17 protein-coding genes and 1 tRNA gene are annotated in these 18,466 nt (G+C 57.0%); 9 read left to right on the top strand and 9 right to left on the bottom strand.

The features are described from left to right. Positions 1-4 precede the first annotated feature (4 nt). The gene (locus GQF00_RS01430) at positions 5-1,099 is read right to left on the bottom strand and encodes an OmpA family protein (RefSeq protein ID WP_161317339.1); all 1,095 of its coding nucleotides are present in this window, start codon (positions 1,097-1,099) and stop codon (positions 5-7) included. A 381-nt stretch (positions 1,100-1,480) separates the two neighbouring features. Between GQF00_RS01430 and GQF00_RS01425 the strand changes: the two genes are divergently transcribed. From GQF00_RS01425 to GQF00_RS01400, 6 genes are all read left to right on the top strand, one after another. Next, positions 1,481-2,086: a hypothetical protein gene (locus GQF00_RS01425; RefSeq protein ID WP_161317336.1), complete on the top strand. Its 606-nt coding sequence runs from the start codon at positions 1,481-1,483 to the stop codon at positions 2,084-2,086. 78 nt (positions 2,087-2,164) lie between these two features. Further along, positions 2,165-3,307: a CaiB/BaiF CoA-transferase family protein gene (locus GQF00_RS01420; RefSeq protein ID WP_161317334.1), complete on the top strand. Its 1,143-nt coding sequence runs from the start codon at positions 2,165-2,167 to the stop codon at positions 3,305-3,307. 50 nt (positions 3,308-3,357) lie between these two features. Further along, a complete protein-coding gene (gene msrA / locus GQF00_RS01415; protein WP_161317332.1) occupies positions 3,358-3,984 on the top strand; it encodes a peptide-methionine (S)-S-oxide reductase MsrA in 627 nt (208 codons plus the stop codon). Continuing rightward, a complete protein-coding gene (gene msrB, locus GQF00_RS01410) occupies positions 3,981-4,406 on the top strand; it encodes a peptide-methionine (R)-S-oxide reductase MsrB (protein WP_161317330.1) in 426 nt (141 codons plus the stop codon). The genes msrA and msrB overlap by 4 nt, the downstream gene beginning before the upstream one ends. A 318-nt stretch (positions 4,407-4,724) precedes the next feature. After that, positions 4,725-6,236 carry a 4-hydroxyphenylacetate 3-hydroxylase family protein gene (locus GQF00_RS01405; protein ID WP_161317328.1) on the top strand — a complete coding sequence of 504 codons (1,512 nt, stop codon included), beginning with the start codon at positions 4,725-4,727 and terminating at the stop codon, positions 6,234-6,236. A gap of 59 nt (positions 6,237-6,295) precedes the next feature. Further along, a tRNA-Thr gene (locus GQF00_RS01400) sits at positions 6,296-6,371 on the top strand. 236 nt (positions 6,372-6,607) lie between these two features. Here the strand turns inward: GQF00_RS01400 and GQF00_RS01395 are convergent. Beyond that, positions 6,608-7,672, bottom strand: coding sequence for a transporter (locus tag GQF00_RS01395; protein WP_161317326.1), 1,065 nt, complete (start codon positions 7,670-7,672; stop codon positions 6,608-6,610). 342 nt (positions 7,673-8,014) lie between these two features. Continuing rightward, the gene (locus GQF00_RS01390) at positions 8,015-9,040 is read right to left on the bottom strand and encodes an AraC family transcriptional regulator (protein WP_161317324.1); all 1,026 of its coding nucleotides are present in this window, start codon (positions 9,038-9,040) and stop codon (positions 8,015-8,017) included. Positions 9,041-9,190: 150 nt separating this feature from the next. On the opposite strand from GQF00_RS01390, the gene GQF00_RS01385 reads away from it, so the two are divergent. The 3 genes from GQF00_RS01385 to GQF00_RS01375 all read left to right on the top strand — a co-directional run bounded on the left by GQF00_RS01385 (position 9,191) and on the right by GQF00_RS01375 (position 13,993). After that, positions 9,191-9,625, top strand: a complete 435-nt coding sequence (locus GQF00_RS01385; protein ID WP_161317322.1) for an SRPBCC family protein — start codon at positions 9,191-9,193, stop codon at positions 9,623-9,625. A 32-nt stretch (positions 9,626-9,657) separates the two neighbouring features. Beyond that, the gene (locus GQF00_RS01380) at positions 9,658-12,330 is read left to right on the top strand and encodes an RND family transporter (protein ID WP_161317320.1); all 2,673 of its coding nucleotides are present in this window, start codon (positions 9,658-9,660) and stop codon (positions 12,328-12,330) included. Positions 12,331-12,763: 433 nt separating this feature from the next. After that, positions 12,764-13,993, top strand: coding sequence for a hypothetical protein (locus GQF00_RS01375; RefSeq protein ID WP_161317318.1), 1,230 nt, complete (start codon positions 12,764-12,766; stop codon positions 13,991-13,993). Positions 13,994-14,295: 302 nt separating this feature from the next. On the opposite strand, the gene GQF00_RS01370 is transcribed toward GQF00_RS01375, so the two are convergent. The 6 genes from GQF00_RS01370 to GQF00_RS01345 form a co-directional block, all read right to left on the bottom strand. Next, positions 14,296-14,532, bottom strand: coding sequence for a hypothetical protein (locus GQF00_RS01370; RefSeq protein ID WP_161317316.1), 237 nt, complete (start codon positions 14,530-14,532; stop codon positions 14,296-14,298). Positions 14,533-14,594: 62 nt separating this feature from the next. Next, positions 14,595-14,840, bottom strand: coding sequence for a DUF2164 domain-containing protein (locus GQF00_RS01365; protein ID WP_161317314.1), 246 nt, complete (start codon positions 14,838-14,840; stop codon positions 14,595-14,597). Positions 14,841-14,933: 93 nt separating this feature from the next. Then, positions 14,934-15,335, bottom strand: a complete 402-nt coding sequence (locus GQF00_RS01360) for a DUF6713 family protein (protein ID WP_161317312.1) — start codon at positions 15,333-15,335, stop codon at positions 14,934-14,936. A gap of 210 nt (positions 15,336-15,545) precedes the next feature. After that, on the bottom strand, positions 15,546-15,992 hold the full coding sequence (locus tag GQF00_RS01355) for a hypothetical protein (RefSeq protein ID WP_161317309.1): 447 nt from the start codon (positions 15,990-15,992) through the stop codon (positions 15,546-15,548). A gap of 84 nt (positions 15,993-16,076) precedes the next feature. After that, positions 16,077-16,490, bottom strand: a complete 414-nt coding sequence (locus GQF00_RS01350; RefSeq protein ID WP_202560315.1) for an HNH endonuclease — start codon at positions 16,488-16,490, stop codon at positions 16,077-16,079. Between the two features lie 388 nt (positions 16,491-16,878). Continuing rightward, complete coding sequence (locus tag GQF00_RS01345) at positions 16,879-18,387, bottom strand: fumarate hydratase (protein ID WP_161317308.1); 1,509 nt, start codon at positions 18,385-18,387, stop codon at positions 16,879-16,881. Positions 18,388-18,466: the final 79 nt, after the last annotated feature.

Below are 18,466 nucleotides of genomic sequence, written 5' to 3'. Positions count from 1 at the left end.
TTCCTTATTCGCTAACGCGGAATTCAACGCGACGGTTCATTGCGCGACCGGATGCGGTTTCATTGCTGGCTACCGGATCCACTTCACCGTATCCACGGGACGTCAGACGGTCTTCTGCAACACCTTTATTGATCAGGTATTCGCGAACGGAGTTGGCGCGCTTGTCAGACAGGGTTTCGTTGTACTCGGCGGAACCAGTACTGTCTGTATGACCGGCAATTTCCACGTTGAAGTCGGTCTGGGATTGCAGAGACTCAGCCAGCTTGTCCAGGGTCGGACGGGAAGAGGCGGTAATCTTGGCGGAGTTCAGTTCAAAACCAATATTGTTGAAGGAAATGGTCTGGTTTTTGAGCAGACAGCCATCCCCATCTACCTTGCCACCGGCAAGGGTATTAGGGCACTTGTCACGGCTGTCAGGGATGCCGTCGCCATCGCTGTCGGCTTCCGCAACCACCTTCTCCACCACTTTTTCGACTTCGCGGGTCTCGTAGACGATCTTTTCCACTTCCACGGTGCGTGTGACACCCAGGGGAATTTCCAGACCGAAAGACAAGCGAATATCATTGAAACCGCCATCGCCGTCGGAGGGTGTGCCAGATATCCCATCAAAGTCGTCGTACATGTAACGACCTTCGAAACGAAGCTTTAGCCCGTTGTCGAAAATAGGGCCGGTAACCACCCCCAGACCAACATTCGCGTGAAGATCGAAGGTGTCATCGTCATCAGGAACCACATCGTTGTAGATGCCACCTATTTGAGCGAGAACAAACGGCGTAAACCCTTCCCGGTCGCCAAAGGCGTAGGCCAAACCGGTACTTACCGCATACTGATAATAATCTGATGCACCTTCCACACCGGAATCCAGCCCGTAACCGGCACCTTCTGTTTCCCACCAAACACGATCAGAAAGCTGACGGCCATAAATAAGGCCACCACCAAGACCGTTGCGAGAAAGATCCCGATCTTCATCAAGAATCAGGTAATGCATCATGGGCGCCAGGTATTGGCGGGTTGGTTCGGCATTGTCATCAGCTGCCATGGCGTTGGTTGCCAGCATGACACCGGCTGCCAATGCGCTGATACGTGTGTTTCCTTTCATGACTACCCCCCTTGGGTATGAATGAACAGTGCAATCATTAGAATAGGAGGCAGGATGAAAAAAAATTGAGTTACGGTGGATTTGCGTTACTAAAATGTTGTGACGCAGTTCAAAATTCACATTTTAGTAAGTCCACTGTGAAGTTCTGTTATTTTCACAGCCTTAATGCATCCTGCTTCCGTCATACCAATACCTTCCTGGCTCTTGGAAAGACTTACTTCTTAGCAACCTTCCATCGAAGATACACCTACAGATAGGGTTCCCAACCACCGGCAGGCCCCTAATTGCTCACAGTCATCGGATAATCCATCTCCTGTATTTGCTGTGATGGCAATGCCGCGCTGGTACACTGTTGCCATAACATATACTGGAGATTTGCCCATGCGCTCCCTGCTCGCGGCACTATTACCTGCCCTGCTGCTGGCCGGCTGTGCCAGCACCACGGAAATCACCACCCGCTACACCAGCGAGGACGATTTTCCCAGCCAGAACAAGCTGTTGCTGGTAGCCCACACACCGGAAGGCAGTGTGAGAGAAACCTGGGAACTGACCTGCAGGGATATATTTTCAAGTGATTCGTTGACCGTTTTGCTCAGTCATCAGGAATTACCGTTATGGTACGAAGGCGGAAAACAACGCATTCTCCGCTGGGCGCAGGAAGCCGGCGTGGACCGGATTCTGGTCGTGGAACTGACCCACTTGTTGATTGATGCTACTGAGCCACCCCAGCCGGTGAACCAGCTCAATGCCATGAATCAGCCCCCGGGCAGCCCGCCACCCACCTGGGAGGTGGGCATTGGCGGTGATCTGAAAAAGGCCGATATCCCGGAAGCGCTTCGCCAGCACGGTGCCGAACTGATAAACGCACAAGGCAGCCCGATCTGGACAGGGGTCGCGATGACCCACGAAGCCAACAATATGGCGATGATCGCCAAGAGTCAGTGCCAGGCCCTGCGCAAAACACTTCGAGAACAGGGATACCTGTAACGCAGCATTGCTTGCCCAAACCGGGAAAGGCAGCCGTTGCCGGTATCAGATCAGACACCAGACAACGGAAAAATCTCTATGACAGGCCCACTCCACGGACTGACTTTCATTGAGCTGGCCGGCATTGGCCCCGGCCCCTTCTGCGGCATGATGCTCGCTGATATGGGTGCCACTGTGATTCGCGTTGACCGCCCCGGCGGTAATCCGCATTCCGCCATTGGCCATAGTGTGCTGTTTCGCAATCGCCAGAACCTGGCACTGGATCTAAAAAAACCGGAAGGGATCGAGACCGTCCTCAAGCTCTGCGAAACCGCCGATGGCATTTTTGAAGGCTTCCGTCCCGGCGTCACCGAGCGTCTTGGCATTGGCCCAGAGCAATGCATGGCCCGTAACCCAAAACTGGTCTACGGGCGCATGACCGGCTGGGGTCAGACCGGACCCCTGGCCCAGGCTGCCGGCCACGACATGAACTACATCTCCCTGTCCGGCGCCCTGCACGCCATGGGTCGCGCCGGTGAAAAACCCGCCATCCCATTAAACCTGGTAGGCGATTTCGGCGGTGGCGGCATGATGCTGGCCTTCGGCCTGGTCTGTGCCGCCCTGGAAGCCCAGCGCTCCGGTGAAGGTCAGGTGGTCGACACCTCCATGGTGGAAGGCTCCGCGGCCCTCATGGCCATGTTCTATGGCCTCAAGTCCCAGGGATTGTTTACCGATCAGCGCGGCACCCACATGCTCGATTCCGGCGCCCACTTCTACGAAGTGTATGAAACCGCTGACAGCAAATACGTCTCCATTGGCAGCATCGAGCCGCAGTTTTATGCCCAACTTTGTCGCATTGCAGAACTGCCCGCCGAGGAATTTGGCCACCAGATGAACCCGCCCAAATGGCCGGAGATGAAACAAAAACTGGCCGCCGTCATCAAACAGAAGACCCGGGATGAGTGGTGTGAACTCATGGAAGGCACCGATGTCTGTTTTGCACCAGTGCTAAGCCTTGAAGAAGCACCTTCACACCCACATAACGTAGCTCGCGGTTCCTTTGTGAACGTGAATGGCAGCGTCCAACCCGCCCCCACTCCGCGCTTCTCTCGCAGCGCCGCCGGTGAGGTAAGGGCAGCAACGACTGCCGGGGCTGACAGCCTTGACGTTCTGCGCAATGCAGGCCTGGACGACGCAGAGATAGACAAACTCATCGCCAGTGGCGCGGTCAAACAGGACTGATCTCCACTGGTCGCCCCGGCAGTGCCGGGGCATGCCCTGAGGAGCACTGTATGAACCCGGTCATTCCCGGTACAACCCTTGCCATCCACCCGGAACGTTTCCCGGATGCCGCCACGGACCTTCCCGCAGCAGGCACCCGCCATGCGGTACTGGCCGGCGGCTGCTTCTGGTGTGTGGAAGCGGTCTATCTGAACCTGGAAGGGGTACTGTCGGTCACATCCGGGTACGCTGGCGGGCATGCCGCCCAGGCCAACTACGAGGCTGTCTGCACGGGCGTTACCGGCCATGCGGAAGTAGTGGATATTGAATACGACAGCAACCGGATCAGTTATGGCGAATTGCTGAAGGTATTCTTTTCCGTGGCTCACGATCCCACCCAGAAAGACCGTCAGGGCAACGATCAGGGCACCCAGTATCGCTCCGCCATTTTCTACCAGGACGACGAAGAAAAAACCGTGGCGCAGGCCTACATCCAGCAACTGGACGCGGCAGGCGCCTTTACCGCTCCTATCGTCACGACCCTGGAGCCGCTGGAAAAATTCTACCCCGGGGAGGATTACCACCAGGATTTTGCCCGCCGCAATCCACAGCAGGGCTATGTCCGTATGGTGGCGCAACCCAAAGTGGAAAAACTGATCCATGCCTTCCCAGACAAACTTAAAGGAGACGCCGGATGAGCCAGGCCAAATCCGCCAGCGGGTATGACCTGACCCCGCTAACCGATAGCGAGAAACAGCAAAACGCCGCCAATCTCACCGAGGAGGAGCGCCGCATCCTGCTCAACCAGGGCACAGAACCGCCCTTCTGTGGCGGCCTGCTGGACAACAAGCAGGACGGTGTCTATCACTGCAAGCTGTGCGACCTGCCCCTGTTTAGCTCGGACAGCAAGTTCGAATCCGGCACGGGCTGGCCCAGCTTTTATGCCCCCTTCGACGAGGCGCACATCCATGAAATCCGTGATACCAGCCATGGCATGATCCGCACGGAAATCCGCTGCGCCCGTTGCGACGGCCACCTGGGTCATGTCTTCCCCGATGGCCCTGCCCCCACGGGCCTGCGCTACTGTCTCAACTCCGCCTCCATGACGTTCAAGTCGTAGCCATTTCCCCTTTGCAGGAGCCCCTCTCGAGGTACGAACCCGGTGTTAGCCGGCTCTCAGAATATCCCTTTGCCAAGGTGCAGGTTCGCACCTCAAGAGGTACTCCTACAGCGGCTTCGTTGAAATGCGGATCTGATGCCTTGCATCGCACTTCCCTCCGTCCCTGCCGCCTCCCTGACTTGACCGCAGAGCACAGCGACCGAATCTGTCATTGCCTCCCGTAACATCCTGTATACCATCGAAATCAGACTCCCAAGTCACCCGATATGGCCACGGTCTCGTCCATTGGCCCTAATTACAGGCATAACAGGAGGCACCATGAACGCCGCGACCCCTGCCCCGTCCCGCGAAGAATCCGCCCAGGCCCGCTGGGACCGTATCCCCGTCATCAAGACCGGTGAGGACTATCTGGCCAGCCTGCGCAACCGCGGTACGCGTCTGTTCCTGTTTGGTGAACTGATTGATGAACCGGCGGATCATCCCATCATCAAGCCCAGCATCAATGCCCTGCGCGCCAGCTATGATCTGGCCATTGAAGATCCGGAACTGGCCACAGCCTGGTCCCCGCTGATCGAGCAGCAGGTCAACCGCTTCCTGCACATCGTGGAATCTCCCGGCGATCTGGTGATGAAGAACAAAATGCAGCGCCGCATGGGCCAGATCACCGGTACCTGTTTCCAGCGTTGCACCGGCCTGGACACCATCAGCGTGCTGCACTCCGTCACGTATGAAATCGATGAAAAGCATGGCACCCAGTACCACAAGCGCTACCTGGAGTTCCTCAAGGAAGCCCAGCGCAAGAACATCCTGATTGCCGCCGGCATGACCGACCCGAAAGGTGACCGCAGCAAGCGCCCATCCGAGCAAGCCGACCCGGACATGTTCATGCGTGTCACCCGTCGCACCGACAAGGGCATCTACGTGAAAGGCGTGAAGGCCCACATGACCGGCGGCTGGAACCAGCACTGGATCTGCGTGCTGCCCACCATGAACCTGGGGGAAGCGGACAAGGACTACGCCGTGGTCGGCATGATTCCCGGCGACGCCGAAGGCATCACCTACATTTACGGCCGCCAGAGCTGTGATACCCGTGCCATGGAAGGCGGCGACATTGACCAAGGCAACGCCCAGTACGGCGGCCAAGAAGTGCTGGTCTACTTCGACGATGTCTTCATTCCCAACGAGCATGTGTTCATGGACGGGGAATACGAATTCGCCCAGGAGCTGGTCACCCGGTTCACCGCCTACCACCGCGCCAGCTACGTGTGCAAAACCGGCCTTGGCGATGTGATGGTGGGTGCTGCGGCCTCCATCGCGGAATACAACGGGCTGGAAAAAGTCAGCCACATCCGCGACAAGCTGGTGGAAATGACTCACCTGAACGAGACCATCTATTCCTCAGGCATCGCCAGCTCCCACGAGGCGAAGAAAATGCCCAGCGGTATTTACATGAACGACACCATGCTGGCCAACGTCTGCAAGCATAACGTCACCCGCTTCCCCTACGAGATCTCCCGGCTCGCACAGGACCTGGCCGGCGGCATCATGGTCACCATGCCCAGCGAGCAGGATCTGGATAACGAAGAAGCCGGCGACATCATTCGCCGCTTCCTGAAAGGTCGGGAAGACATCCCCACCGAAGACCGCATGCGCATCCTGCGGCTCATCGAAAACATGACCCTGGGCCGCAACGCCGTGGGTTACCTCACCGAGTCCATGCACGGCGCCGGCAGCCCCCAGGCTCAACGGATCCAGATTCTCCGTGGCATGGAGGTGGAGAAGAAGAAGTGGCACGCCCGCAAGCTGGCAGGCATCAAGCAAGAAGGCTGATTCCTGCTTGCCTGAACCGGGCGTCCTGCTAAACTAGCGCCCGCCCAGTTCAGGGGCATGCCGGGATAGCTCAGTCGGTAGAGCAACTGATTCGTAATCAGTAGGTCCGCGGTTCGATTCCGCGTTCCGGCACCATTCAAGATACCCAAAAAAGCCGCGCCCAAAGGGTGCGGCTTTTTTTGTGGGGATTGAGCGCAATTAGCGGTACTACACCCAGTGTGTTGGCTGAGAGCTGTGGCAGCGTGCCAGCACGCGAATCGCGTTGTCAGTAGCGAGGAGCCATCGCGTGCAGGCACGCTCCCACATCAAGCACCGGCGCTGGTGAGCTAGCGTCAGACTTCTGCCGCCCGCCACACCAATCCCGCACTACATTACCCGCCGAAGGCCTTCTGCCACCCCACCGTAAAGGTGTAGTCGGTTTCCATCTGGATACCGTGCAGGGATTCCTGCACCGGCGCCTTGTACTCCATGGCCAGACGGTGCCCTTTCAATGCGCCGTTCTTGCCCAGCAGATTAAGGCCCACGCCGATGTCCAGGCGCTGACCGCCCTTGGCTTCCGGGTCAGCCGCCGGATTCATCATGGGAGAGATGGTCAGGTCTTCAGCTTCGCCATGAATATCAGACCACCAGCTCTTGTAAGCGGCCAGTGACACTGATGCCCATGGCGCCAGCGGCTTGGCCGCCCAGGCCGTCAGATACTTGCGCGACCCGAGCTTGTAGCCCTGATCGTTCTCATCCAGTGCAATTTTGGCACTGGCCTGCGCACCCCAGCTCCAGCTGGCGTACTGCTTGTTCAGGGTAATCCCCGGGCGCGCCTCGTAGCTGCCGGAGCCCAGCTGCATGGGATAAGGCAGCTGCACCTCCTTCATCTGCATGGGGATATAGTCTTCTTCATCAATAGACCCGGTGGGAAGACCCAACACCAGGTTCAGGTGTAGCCGATAACCGTCACGATCGAAAAACTTGTACAGCCCGCCGAGACTCGCATCACCAATACCCGACGTTTCCGTGTCGAACTCGCCCTCCATGGTGTTCATCATCATGGTCATGCGGGTTCGGGTGGTCATCTCTTTGGTGCTATAAGGCAACATTGCCAACAAGGTAAGGTTATCGGTAGGTGCATACATGCCGCCCAGCATGTGCATCTCCATGGTCATCTCATAGGGCAATGCCTTCATGGCCATCATGCCCATACCGGGGATCTCGGCGAAGGCTTCGTTGGTGCTCAGAGACTCACTACCGGATTTGGCACCACTCATGCCCATGCCCATGTACCGGTAAGACAACATCCATTCTCCCTTGCCATGGGTATGATCACCCATCACAGAGATCGGGGCATGGCTGTCAACACGGCCGCCTTCATAATGGGCTTGAGAAACGACGGGAAAGGCTGCAATGGCGGCAGAAATAGCAACAGAAAGAAGACGTTGGGACATGATTGAATCCGGTTGTGACTCTTGGTCAGCAAGCCTACCGGCCAGGCGGGAAAATCCAATGTGGCAAAATGCCGCACCTCACCCCAAAACAGGAGTCGGTTTACCACAGAGCTCACCGAGTTCACTGAGGAAGAAACCGGAAACCCCACACCCCATACCCGCTGTGGGAGCGTGCCTGCACGCGAATACCCCAACCCTTCGTCTGCAGGCAGACTCCCACTTGAGACCCAAACCACGAAATCTTGACTACCACAGAGATCACAGGGGCCACTGAGGCAATTATGGGTTTTATCTCTGTGCGCTCTGTGCTCTCGGTGGTAAATAACGCCTTTGATTAACTGGCTAGCCTGCGCGGTTGCGGCGGCGGTATTCACCAGGGGCGCAGCCCTGCCAGCGCTTGAAAGCATGATAGAAATTGGCCGTGTCCGAGAAACCCAATTGCTGGGCCAGGGCCCCCATATCGCAATTCCAGGCCTGCAGCGCCTGACAGGCGGCGCGATGTTTCACCTGATCCCGCAGGATTGCGAACCGGGTACCCTCCTCCTGGAGTCTGCGCTGCAAGGTACGCGGACTCATGGCCAGAGATTCTGCCACCGAATCGATGGTGATATCGATGTGCCCGAGCATACCCTGCATCCGCAGCAACACCTGGCCGGAGACCCCGGCAGCCCGGGATAAACCTGAAAGCACCTGGTCTGCAGAGCGCTTTAGCCGCTCATTGTATTTCGGAAAGGCCCGCGGTAACGGTGTGGCCAGTAGCGATTGCGGAAATACGATGGCATTGGCCCTGGCCGAGAAGATCAACGGGCATTGGAAAAATTCACGGTATCGGTCCAGATCATCACCACCCGGCTCCGGGTGCAGAAACATGACCTCCGCCAGCGGCAAGTCACCCGCCAGCAGCGAACGGCCAATGGCCACCATGGTGCTCACCACCAGATCATTGTGAATGCGGGTTCCTGTGAAACGCAGTCCCCCGGCACCAGTTTCCACCGACAACTGCGCCGTATCCCCCTGCCGCGTCAACTGAAAATCCAGATACGGCACCAGCAGGTCCTTGTACTGGAACAGCATGGCCAATCCCGCCTCCAATGTTTCAGTGGTGGCCATCAGGTTGCCCAGCAAATCCAGGTTGCCGTAGTGATTATCCGCCCCGATACGCAGCCCGAACAGCGGATCATCACTTTCCATAAACGCCGAATACAGCAGCTCATCCAGTTGCTTCAGGCTGATAAAACGGTCACTGCGCCCGACTATCTCCACATCAATACCCAGGCGCTCAAACAGGGCCGGGATATCCATGGCGCTTCGCAGCGACACTTCCAGCAGGCCGGGCAAAATGGAAGCGGGAAGCAGTGTTGTTGTCATAGGAAATCCTCGCAGGAGCATTCAAGCTAGGAAATGCGGCCGCAACGGTCAACCGGCTTGTGCTGATTGGCCTGTTATGCCGCCTGCTGCACCGGTAAGCTATGGCATTCCGTGATGACGCCAACCCTAGACTCAACAACAGGATTCACCATGTTCAAACGCTATCTGTCCGATGAGGTGGTCGACACCCTGGCCCCCCGCAAACAGGCCTTCAAACTGCTTTCAGAAGCCAGCAACTGGCAGAACTGGTCCTCAGTCGTTCGTCATGCCCGTATGCTGAATGGCGACTGGCGCCCAGGCGCTTTCCTGTTGTTCGTGGTTGACATGCCCGGCCTGCCGCCGGCGCCCGTTGTAGTGCGTGTTTATGAATATAAAGAGAACGAGCGCATTACCTGGGGCCTGAACACCCCGGTGGGACGCATTTTTCACCGCTTCACCTTTATGGATGATGACGATGGCAACTGCCGCGTACATCAGGAAGAATGGACCGAAGGCGTCATGACCCCACTGGTGGGATGGACCGTCGGTAAGGTGATTAGCCGCTTCAACACCCGCTTTGGTGCAGAATACGCAGCCATGTTCTGAAGGGTTTCCCGAAAACAACAACGGATTGATTGATGACACATCGGCTGTTTAACGCCTACTGCCGGGCGGTGCTGGCGCACCCCGTTTTCTGGCTGGTACTGCTGGCACTATTGTGTGGTTTCGCGGGCTGGCAAGCCCGTCATTTCCAGATTGATGCCTCCACCGATTCCCTGGTGCTGGAAAACGACAAGGATCTGGAATACTACCGCAAGGTCTCCAGGCAGTATGGCGGCAGCGATTTTCTTGTCATCACCTACTCCCCCACTGACGCCCCCCTGTTCCAGCGCGATTCACTGGAGCATCTGCAAGGTCTGCAGCAGGACCTGAAAGACGTAAGCCGGGTGAAATCCGTTTACAGCATGCTCGACGTGCCACTGCTCTTCAGTCCCAAGGTGGAATTCAGCGACCTGGCCAACAATTACCGCACCCTCACCGACGAGGATGTGGACCTGAACCTGGCCAAAGACGAATTCACTGACGTTAATCCGCTCTATGAAGATCTGCTGGTCAGCGACGACGGCGGCACCACCGCCCTGCTGGTGAGTTTCGAGCGCGACGAAAAGTATTTTGAGCTGCTCCACCGCCGCAACGACCTGCGCGACCAGCAACGTAATGGTGAACTGGACGCCGGCGGTGAACTGGCACTGGAAGAAGCCAGCCGCAGTTTCAGTGAATACAACAGCAAGCTTCAGGCGCGCACCGCCGGTGAAATCCAGCAGGTGCGCGACATCATGGACCAGTACCGCGACCGGGCCGATCTGTTCCTGGGCGGTGTCCCCATGATCACCACCGATGTGGTCAGCTTCATCCGCTCGGACCTGAAAGTTTTCGGCGTCGGCGTTCTGATCTTCCTGATCCTCGCCCTTTTCATCATCTTCCGCCGCCCTCGCTGGGTGATCGTGCCGCTGGCCTGCTGTGCGGTTACCGTCCTGATGGTCACCGGCATTCTGGGGCTGATGAACTGGAAAGTTTCTGTAATCAGTAGCAACTACATTTCACTGCTGCTGATCATCACCATGTCCATCACCATCCACCTCACGGTGCGCTTCCGGGAACTGCACGAGCAATTTCCCGATGCCACCCAGAGCTGGCTGATCCGCGAAACCGCCGCACATATGATGCGCCCCAGCATCTACATGATTCTCACCACCATGGTGGGCTTCTCTTCCCTGGTCATCAGCGGCATCCGCCCGGTAATCGACTTTGGCTGGATGATGACCATCGGCCTTGGCGTCGCGCTCATTGTCTGTTTCCTGGTATTTCCGGCCCTGCTTTCGCCCCTGTCCCCGGGAAAACCTCGCCAAGGCAAGGACATCAGCCGCCAGCTTACCCTCGCCTTTGCGGGCTTCACCGAACGCCACCGCCCTACTCTGTTACTGGTAGCGTTAGTGGTGGTCGGTGGCTCCCTGTGGGGCATCGGCAAGTTGACCGTGGAAAACCGTTTCATCGACTACTTTCAGGAAGAGACGGAAATCTACAAGGGCATGGTGCAGATTGACCGCAAGCTGGGAGGCACCACCCCGCTGGATATCGTCATCGACGCCCCCAAAGCAGAACCCAGGTCTGCGGTACAGAATGACGCCACCGGCGAAGGCTGGGATGGCGAGAGTCTCACTGAAGCGCCGGGAGACCCGTTTGCCTCTGACGGTGGTGACCCCTTTGCAGATGACAGCACCACCGACCCATTCGCTGACGAAGACCCCTTTGCCGACAGCGACCCGTTCGCCGCCGATGCGCCCGTGGATGATCCATTTGCGGCAGGCGGCACCAGCGAAGACCCGTTTGCAGAACCCGCCAATCAGGGCCTCGATCTCAAGGACGCCTACTGGTTTACCCCGGCACGGCTGGCCAAGCTGGTGGAAATTCAGAACTACGTGGAAAGCCTGCCGGAAACCGGCAAGGTGTTATCCCTGGCCACCACCTATGAAGTGGCAGAAAAACTGAACAACGGGCCGCTGTCCTATGTCCAGCTCATGCTACTGGCCAAGTTCATTCCCCAGGACCTGCAAAAGCAGCTGGTCACTCCCTATCTGTCCGATGATGGCAACCAGATCCGCATCAGCGTCCGGGTGATTGATTCTGACAAGAACCTGAACCGCAATGACCTGCTCGCCAAGATCCGCCATGACCTGCAGAACAACTTCGGCCTGGAACCGGGACAGGTGCACCTGACCGGCGCCATGGTGCTCTACAACAACATGCTGCAGAGCCTGTTCGATTCCCAGATCAAGACCCTGGGCTATGTGTTTGCCGCCATCCTGGTCATGTTGCTGATCCTGTTCCGCAGCCTGCCAGTGGCGCTGATCAGCATGGTGCCCAGCCTGGTGTCTGCGGCGCTGGTGCTGGGCCTGATGGGCTGGATTGGCCTGCCGCTGGACCTGATGACCATTACCATCACCGCCATCAGCATCGGTATCGCCGTGGATGACACCATCCACTACATCCACCGCTTCCATGAAGAGCTGCCCAACGACAACGACTACGTGGCCACCATGAAGCGCTGCCATGGCTCCATTGGTAAAGCGATGTACTACACCTCGCTCACCATCATCGCCGGCTTCTCCATCCTGGCCCTGTCCAGCTTCAACCCCACGGTCTACTTCGGCCTGCTCACCGGCCTGGCCATGCTGGTCGCCCTGCTCAGCAACCTCACCCTGCTGCCAGCCCTGCTGATCACCGTCAAACCCAAGCTGAAAGCCGGCTAAACCAGACAACACCTGTAGGAGCCCCTCTCGAGGGGCGAACCGCCGAACCACTTTAGGGCAGAAATGCCTCAGGGCAACTCCGCCACATACTCAACCGCCTGACGGCGGAGATCGGTACACGCCGATTTCCGCCCTACACCCTGTCCTGCAGGCGATCCTGTTCAAGCACACATCGCTTGCAGGCAAGCTCCCACCGCGAATCCATCCATCGCAAAAGCAACGCCGCGGGCACCAGGCCCACGTCTCAAGCCCACCCCGCGCCTTGCCGCTTGATGCCCCCCCCCTCTCACGCCGCGCCGACACGCACCGCCTTATAACTGCCTTAATGCTTAAACGCTTACACAACGCCATTTCCTGAAATTTCATGGCACAATGCTACCAAGCACAAACGGGCTGGGGGCCCGTGCACCACAAGGGAAGGGGAACAAACACCATGACTTGCTCTGCTACCACCAGAGTCGCACTCTGGGCGACGCTTCTGGCTTGCTTGCTGAACAGCGGCTGTACCGGCACACGCTACATACCCTCACAGGGTCAACTCGCCAGCCCCACACCCCCACCGCAAGCCCTGAAAGGCTTCGACGGGAATGCCAGGGTTGAACTGAATCTTCCCGGCGGCTATGCCTCCCCGGATGACAGGGCTTACCCGACACAGCGAGCCAACGAAGATATTCAGAACTGGTTTGCCGACAGCGGGGATGATCTGACCGTTGCTGTGCGCAATGAGAACATCAAGGACAGTGGCTGGCTGAGCATGCTGCCCTACATCCTGACCCTGGGGATTCTGCCCACCTGGCTGACCACTGAAGGCGAAACGGTGATGGAAGTGAAGAGTGGCGACGAGGTACTGTTCCAGAATCGTGAGCCCGTGGCCTACCGGTCAGCGCTGTCCATGCTGTTGCCCTCCGCCTACCTGCTGGGCAGCCCCGGCACCGGGCAGTACCAGGTCATGGCCGATGACCAGCTCAACCGCCACAAGCAGGCGCTTCAGCAGTACATTCAGTCACAGCAGAAAGACTATGAAACGGCCGTCTCGGCCGGAACGGTGCAGGCCTATCGCCAGTACCTGCAGGACAACCCGGAGTCCTTCTTCCGCATGGAAACCCTGCGTCGCCTTTCTGAACTGGCGCCAGCGACCCACGCACTGCCCTTTCATCGTGACAACGTCGCCCTGGACAATGCTTACATCGTTTATCTTCCTGATGAATACGACATCTGGTTTCTCGGCCCTCAGGACATGAAAGTCTACGACGTGCTGAGACTGTCGCGGGAAGAGGACGAAACCTTGCTGGCCTCACGCATCCGCGCCGCCAATCAGCCCTACAAGGTATTCAACGGCGACGAGATCGCCCTGCTCAAGGAAGGCGGCCTGTCGCCCGGGCTGATCGCGGCCATGATTGATGCCAGTGCCAACCCGACATCGGTCAAACCCGCCGCCGTTGCGCCCACCGTGACCAGCGCCACCTCCGGCGCAGCGAGTCCGGGCACGCCATCCCCTGCCGAGGTTACTGCCCAGCCAGGCATGGCCGATATCGCGGCGCAATGTGCAAAACGGTACGCGGCCATGAAGGCCTGTGATCAGGTGCCGTCCTTCGGTGCCAATGTCTGCCGCAGCCAGGTGAAAAAGAAATACTCCCACATCGCATGTGAACTGATTCAGTAAACCCCGGATCACTGCAGCTTCGGCCCCTGTTGCGCGATAATTGGCAGGAGAGGCCATCGCAGTTGACCACTGATCATATGATCAGTATATTGGTCGTCCGGGTAGCCCACAGGCCTTCATTACTGTGACCCCAGGAAAGCCTGCTGATTGATCTCCGCGCCCCAGGGACGGGGCCGGGCTCCCCGGACCTCTTCACGGTGCTTGCCTGTAGACGCTCACTCTCTCCTCAGGCTGTGTCAGCAAACACCACCCAAAAAAAAGCCGCTCACAAGAGCGGCTTTTTGCGTAACGGTCAATCAGGATCAAATCCCGTGCTGCTCCTGCAAGCCCTGCACCCGAGCCTGCATGTCGTCGGTCAACTCCGCATCGGTCAACCGGTCGATAATATTGCGCAGCACCCGCTTCTCGTTGTCATCAATCGCCCCATCCCGCATGGCAATCTCCACCAGCGAGTCCAGCTCATTCACATCCAGCTTGCCATCGTCAGAGAAGCAATTGATTGAGCGAAATGTCATTTCCAGGTAATCACGGCTTTCCATTCTTTATTTTCCTTTTCATTGATAACCAGAACACAACCCAAAGTTGTCACAACAACTAAACCCTATCCTTCCGGCTTTTCCAACTCCTGCAACAGATACCCTACTTCGTCCATCCTCTCGGTCAGCACCTGCCGAGCATCCTGAAGACCACGATTGTAGAAATACGGGCCGATCTCCCCGGCAAAGAAATCGATCAAAAACTCCGCCTCAAAGCCGCCGATATCCTTCTGCAACTCGTCTTCAAAGTAGGCCTTGATCTTGCTGACCATGCGAGCTTTCTGGTCTGCGGTGAAAGTAATATCCGTCATCATCTTCTCTTCATCACAACCGTCCAACAAACACACCGCCCCTGTAGGAGCGGTGGTTCCACCGCGATCAAGACGTTCAATTCACGATCACATTCAATCACGTCGCACCACATAATTCCCCACCAGATACCCCGCCCCACACACCGCCGCGCCAAAGATCAACGTATTGGAAAGCATCCCCGCAAAGGTGTAATGCGGCTGGCCACTAAACGCCACATGTAACCCGGCATGGACCACCAGAAACACAGAGACCCAGAACTGTGCCTTAAGGACTCGCGCAGGCAACTGACTGGTCAACCAGCCCAACACCAACGCGAATAGCGGCACATGCAAGACAACAAACACCACCCGCCCCGTCTCCGGCTCCAACCAGCTGGTCAGCGGCAACACCCGCCACTCGCTATGGGTCATGGCATCCAGTTCATGGGTAAACAGCAGGCTCACACCGAGGAGGAACAGGGCTCTAAGCCAAAGTGGTTGAGGGGTAGCAGACATCGTGGGGATCCTGGGGTTAAGTTTACCTGTTCTACCGGGTTTTTTGCGTAAAGGGAAATAAGGGTGTGTGGAGGCCTGTCTGAAATCTATCAGGAGTGACGCTACTGTTTTTTAGAGAGATCACGGGGCAAAACCTGACCCCGATTCCGCAGGTGCGAAGCGCCGGAGTGAAGGTCCCAGGCCACAAAGTGGCCGCCCAAGACGCACTTGTTAAGTTTTTTTAGCATACCGCTTTAATTCTTCAATTTTTTCCCAGAATAAGCTGCGCGCCTGCTCCGGCGTATGCTGCCCCCCTCCATACATTACATTCTCTGTTGTTAGTGCTTGGGGTATATCTTTTTCAGCCAGCGCCCTAAGTGAAGTAAATTCATTCTCTAAGTCTTTAGATTTACAGCCGCGTAGGAAATATTTGAATATTGCCACTGCCGTCTCAATCTTCCGAATAGCATCTGGAATCTCATTTAGGACATCGTTATCCCAGTGCTTATTTGATTTAGGAATCTTCGACGTAGCCTCGATAACCGCCACCCGAAAGTCTTGGCATGCCTTGGCGAGTCGAGAACTCTTTTCTCTTGAGCTAGCTAAATAATGAAACGCCAGATATCCAAACAAAGGCAGTATTGCCCCCGTCAAAACTCCCCATATTGTAATTTCCATGTATCGACTGTTTCCCCGATTTCGGATAAAACTTAACGCTGCGCTCTGCCGCTTGTCGGCAGCAGCGCCTTGTTATGCATGACACTACTGCCCATTTTCGATTGCCTGCTTAATGATTGGAGCAACCGTATCAGCAGCAATACCACGCTCCTTGCAATAATTAGTAAGCAGCCAATCAGAGAGCTTCTTTTGTCCTTTGCTCGCATTGCAGCCACGACAGCAAAGACAGATATTCTCACGAGTGATTATCGAAGCATCATTGATGATGTGCTCCCAACTCGCTGATGCCTTTGCCGACTCTTTGTGTGACAGAAACTCATTTCCACAGTAGACACAGGCTCGGTCTCTTTTCCTGACTTCCCGCTCCAAATCAGCAGGGATATTCCAATTATTCGCCATCGCCTCCACCAGGTTCATTACGCATAACCGCGTATTCAATTGCAGATGCGATATAACACTTTGCTGTATATCCCCGATCTTCCCGCCCACAAGAATCACATCAAATCTCCTACCGATCAGTGACTTACCCCTCAACCAGAAATCACTCTCAACAGACTTTTCTTGCACTTGCGTGTTGAACGGGAATTTTTACTCGTACTTTTCTTACATCCGCTTTTCTGAAAAACCACTTTATCTCAACCACTTACAAATTCATGTAAGTCTTATCCTACAAATTCAAGTTGCGTGCGAGTGAAAAGGGGCAAGTTTTGAATGCGAGTTGGGGGATGAAATCGTACCTCGCTGGGGCTCGGATCGCCTGCAGGCAGGCTCCTACAGGGGGATGCAGCGGGCTTATGTTGGGCTGCATTCGTTCAGCGAGCTGAAAGGCAGACACAAAAAAGCCGCGCAAGGTGCGCGGCTTTTTTGTGAGCTGTTGTAGTGCGTACTACGCGCTCTTTTCGGCGATCTTCTGTTTCCAGATGACAGGGCCGGTCTTGTGGACGGATTCACCGGTGGAATCCACGGCCACGGTGACGGGCATGTCTTCCACTTCGAATTCGTAGATCGCTTCCATACCCAGATCTTCAAACGCCGCTACGCGAGATTTGCGGATGGCTTTGGAGACGAGGTAGGCGGCGCCGCCCACGGCCATGAGGTACACGGCTTTGTTGTCTTTGATGGCTTCGATGGCCGCATCGCCACGCTCAGCTTTGCCGACCATGCCGATCAGGCCGGTTTCTTCCAGCATGGTGCGGGTGAACTTGTCCATGCGGGTGGCGGTGGTGGGGCCTGCCGGGCCAACCACTTCGTCGCCCACCGGGTCCACCGGGCCCACGTAGTAGATAAAGCGGTTGGTGAAGTCCACGGGCAGTTTCTCGCCTTTGGAGATCATGTCCACCATGCGCTTGTGGGCCGCATCACGGCCGGTGAGGAGTTTGCCGGACAGCAGCAGGGTGTCACCGGGCTGCCAGGTCTGCACTTCTTCCGGGGTCACGGTGTCCAGGTTCACGCGCTTGGCGCCTTCGTCGTTGCCCCAGGCAATGTCCGGCCATTCTTCCAGGTCCGGAGCTTTCAGATCCGCAGGGCCGGTTCCATCGAGGATAAAGTGCGCGTGACGGGTGGCGGCACAGTTGGGGATCAGTGCTACCGGCTTGTTGGCGGCGTGGGTGGGGTAATCCACCACTTTCACGTCCAGCACGGTGGTCAGGCCGCCCAGGCCTTGTGCGCCCACACCCAGTGCGTTCACTTTTTCGAACAGTTCCAGGCGCAGTTCTTCAGAACGGGTCTGGGCACCACGGGCCTGCAGCTCGTGGATGTCGATGGGGTCCATGAGGGCTTCTTTGGCGATCAGCATGGCTTTTTCGGCGGTACCGCCGATGCCAATACCCAGCATGCCCGGCGGACACCAGCCGGCACCCATTTTCGGAATCTGTTCCAGCACCCAGTCCACCACGGAATCAGACGGGTTGAGCATGGCGAACTTGGACTTGGCTTCGGAACCGCCGCCTTTGGCCGCCACGTCGATTTCCAGTGTATCGCCGGGGACGATGGAGTAGTTGATCACCGCCGGGGTGTTGTCCTTGGTGTTGGCACGCTTGCCGTCCGGGTCCGCCAGCACCGAGGCACGCAGGACATTGTCCGGATGGTTGTAGGCGCGACGCACACCTTCGTTGATCATGTCGTCCAGACTCATGTCGCCTTCAAAGGTGACATTCATGCCCACCTTGGCGAACACAGTAACGATGCCGGTGTCCTGACAGATCGGACGGTGCCCCATGGCGGCCATGCGGGAGTTGACCAGGATCTGCGCCATGGCGTCCTTGGCAGCCTTGCTCTCTTCCTTCTCGTAGGCTTCTTTCACCGCACGGATGAAATCCACGGGGTGATAGTAGGAAATGTACTGCAAGGCATCTGCCACGCTCTGAATCAGGTCATCCTGGCGAATCACCGTCATGGGGAACTCCTGCTGGGACTGAATTTGGGGGCGCTAGTATAGCGTAGCGCCCGGCAAACTTGCATCTGCCGGGCTGATC

The organism is Alcanivorax sp. DP30, from assembly GCF_009882945.1.
In the GTDB taxonomy this organism is placed as follows: domain Bacteria; phylum Pseudomonadota; class Gammaproteobacteria; order Pseudomonadales; family Alcanivoracaceae; genus Alcanivorax.
Note: the sequence above shows the minus strand (reverse complement) of the source record. Positions and strands in the feature narration are given on the sequence as shown.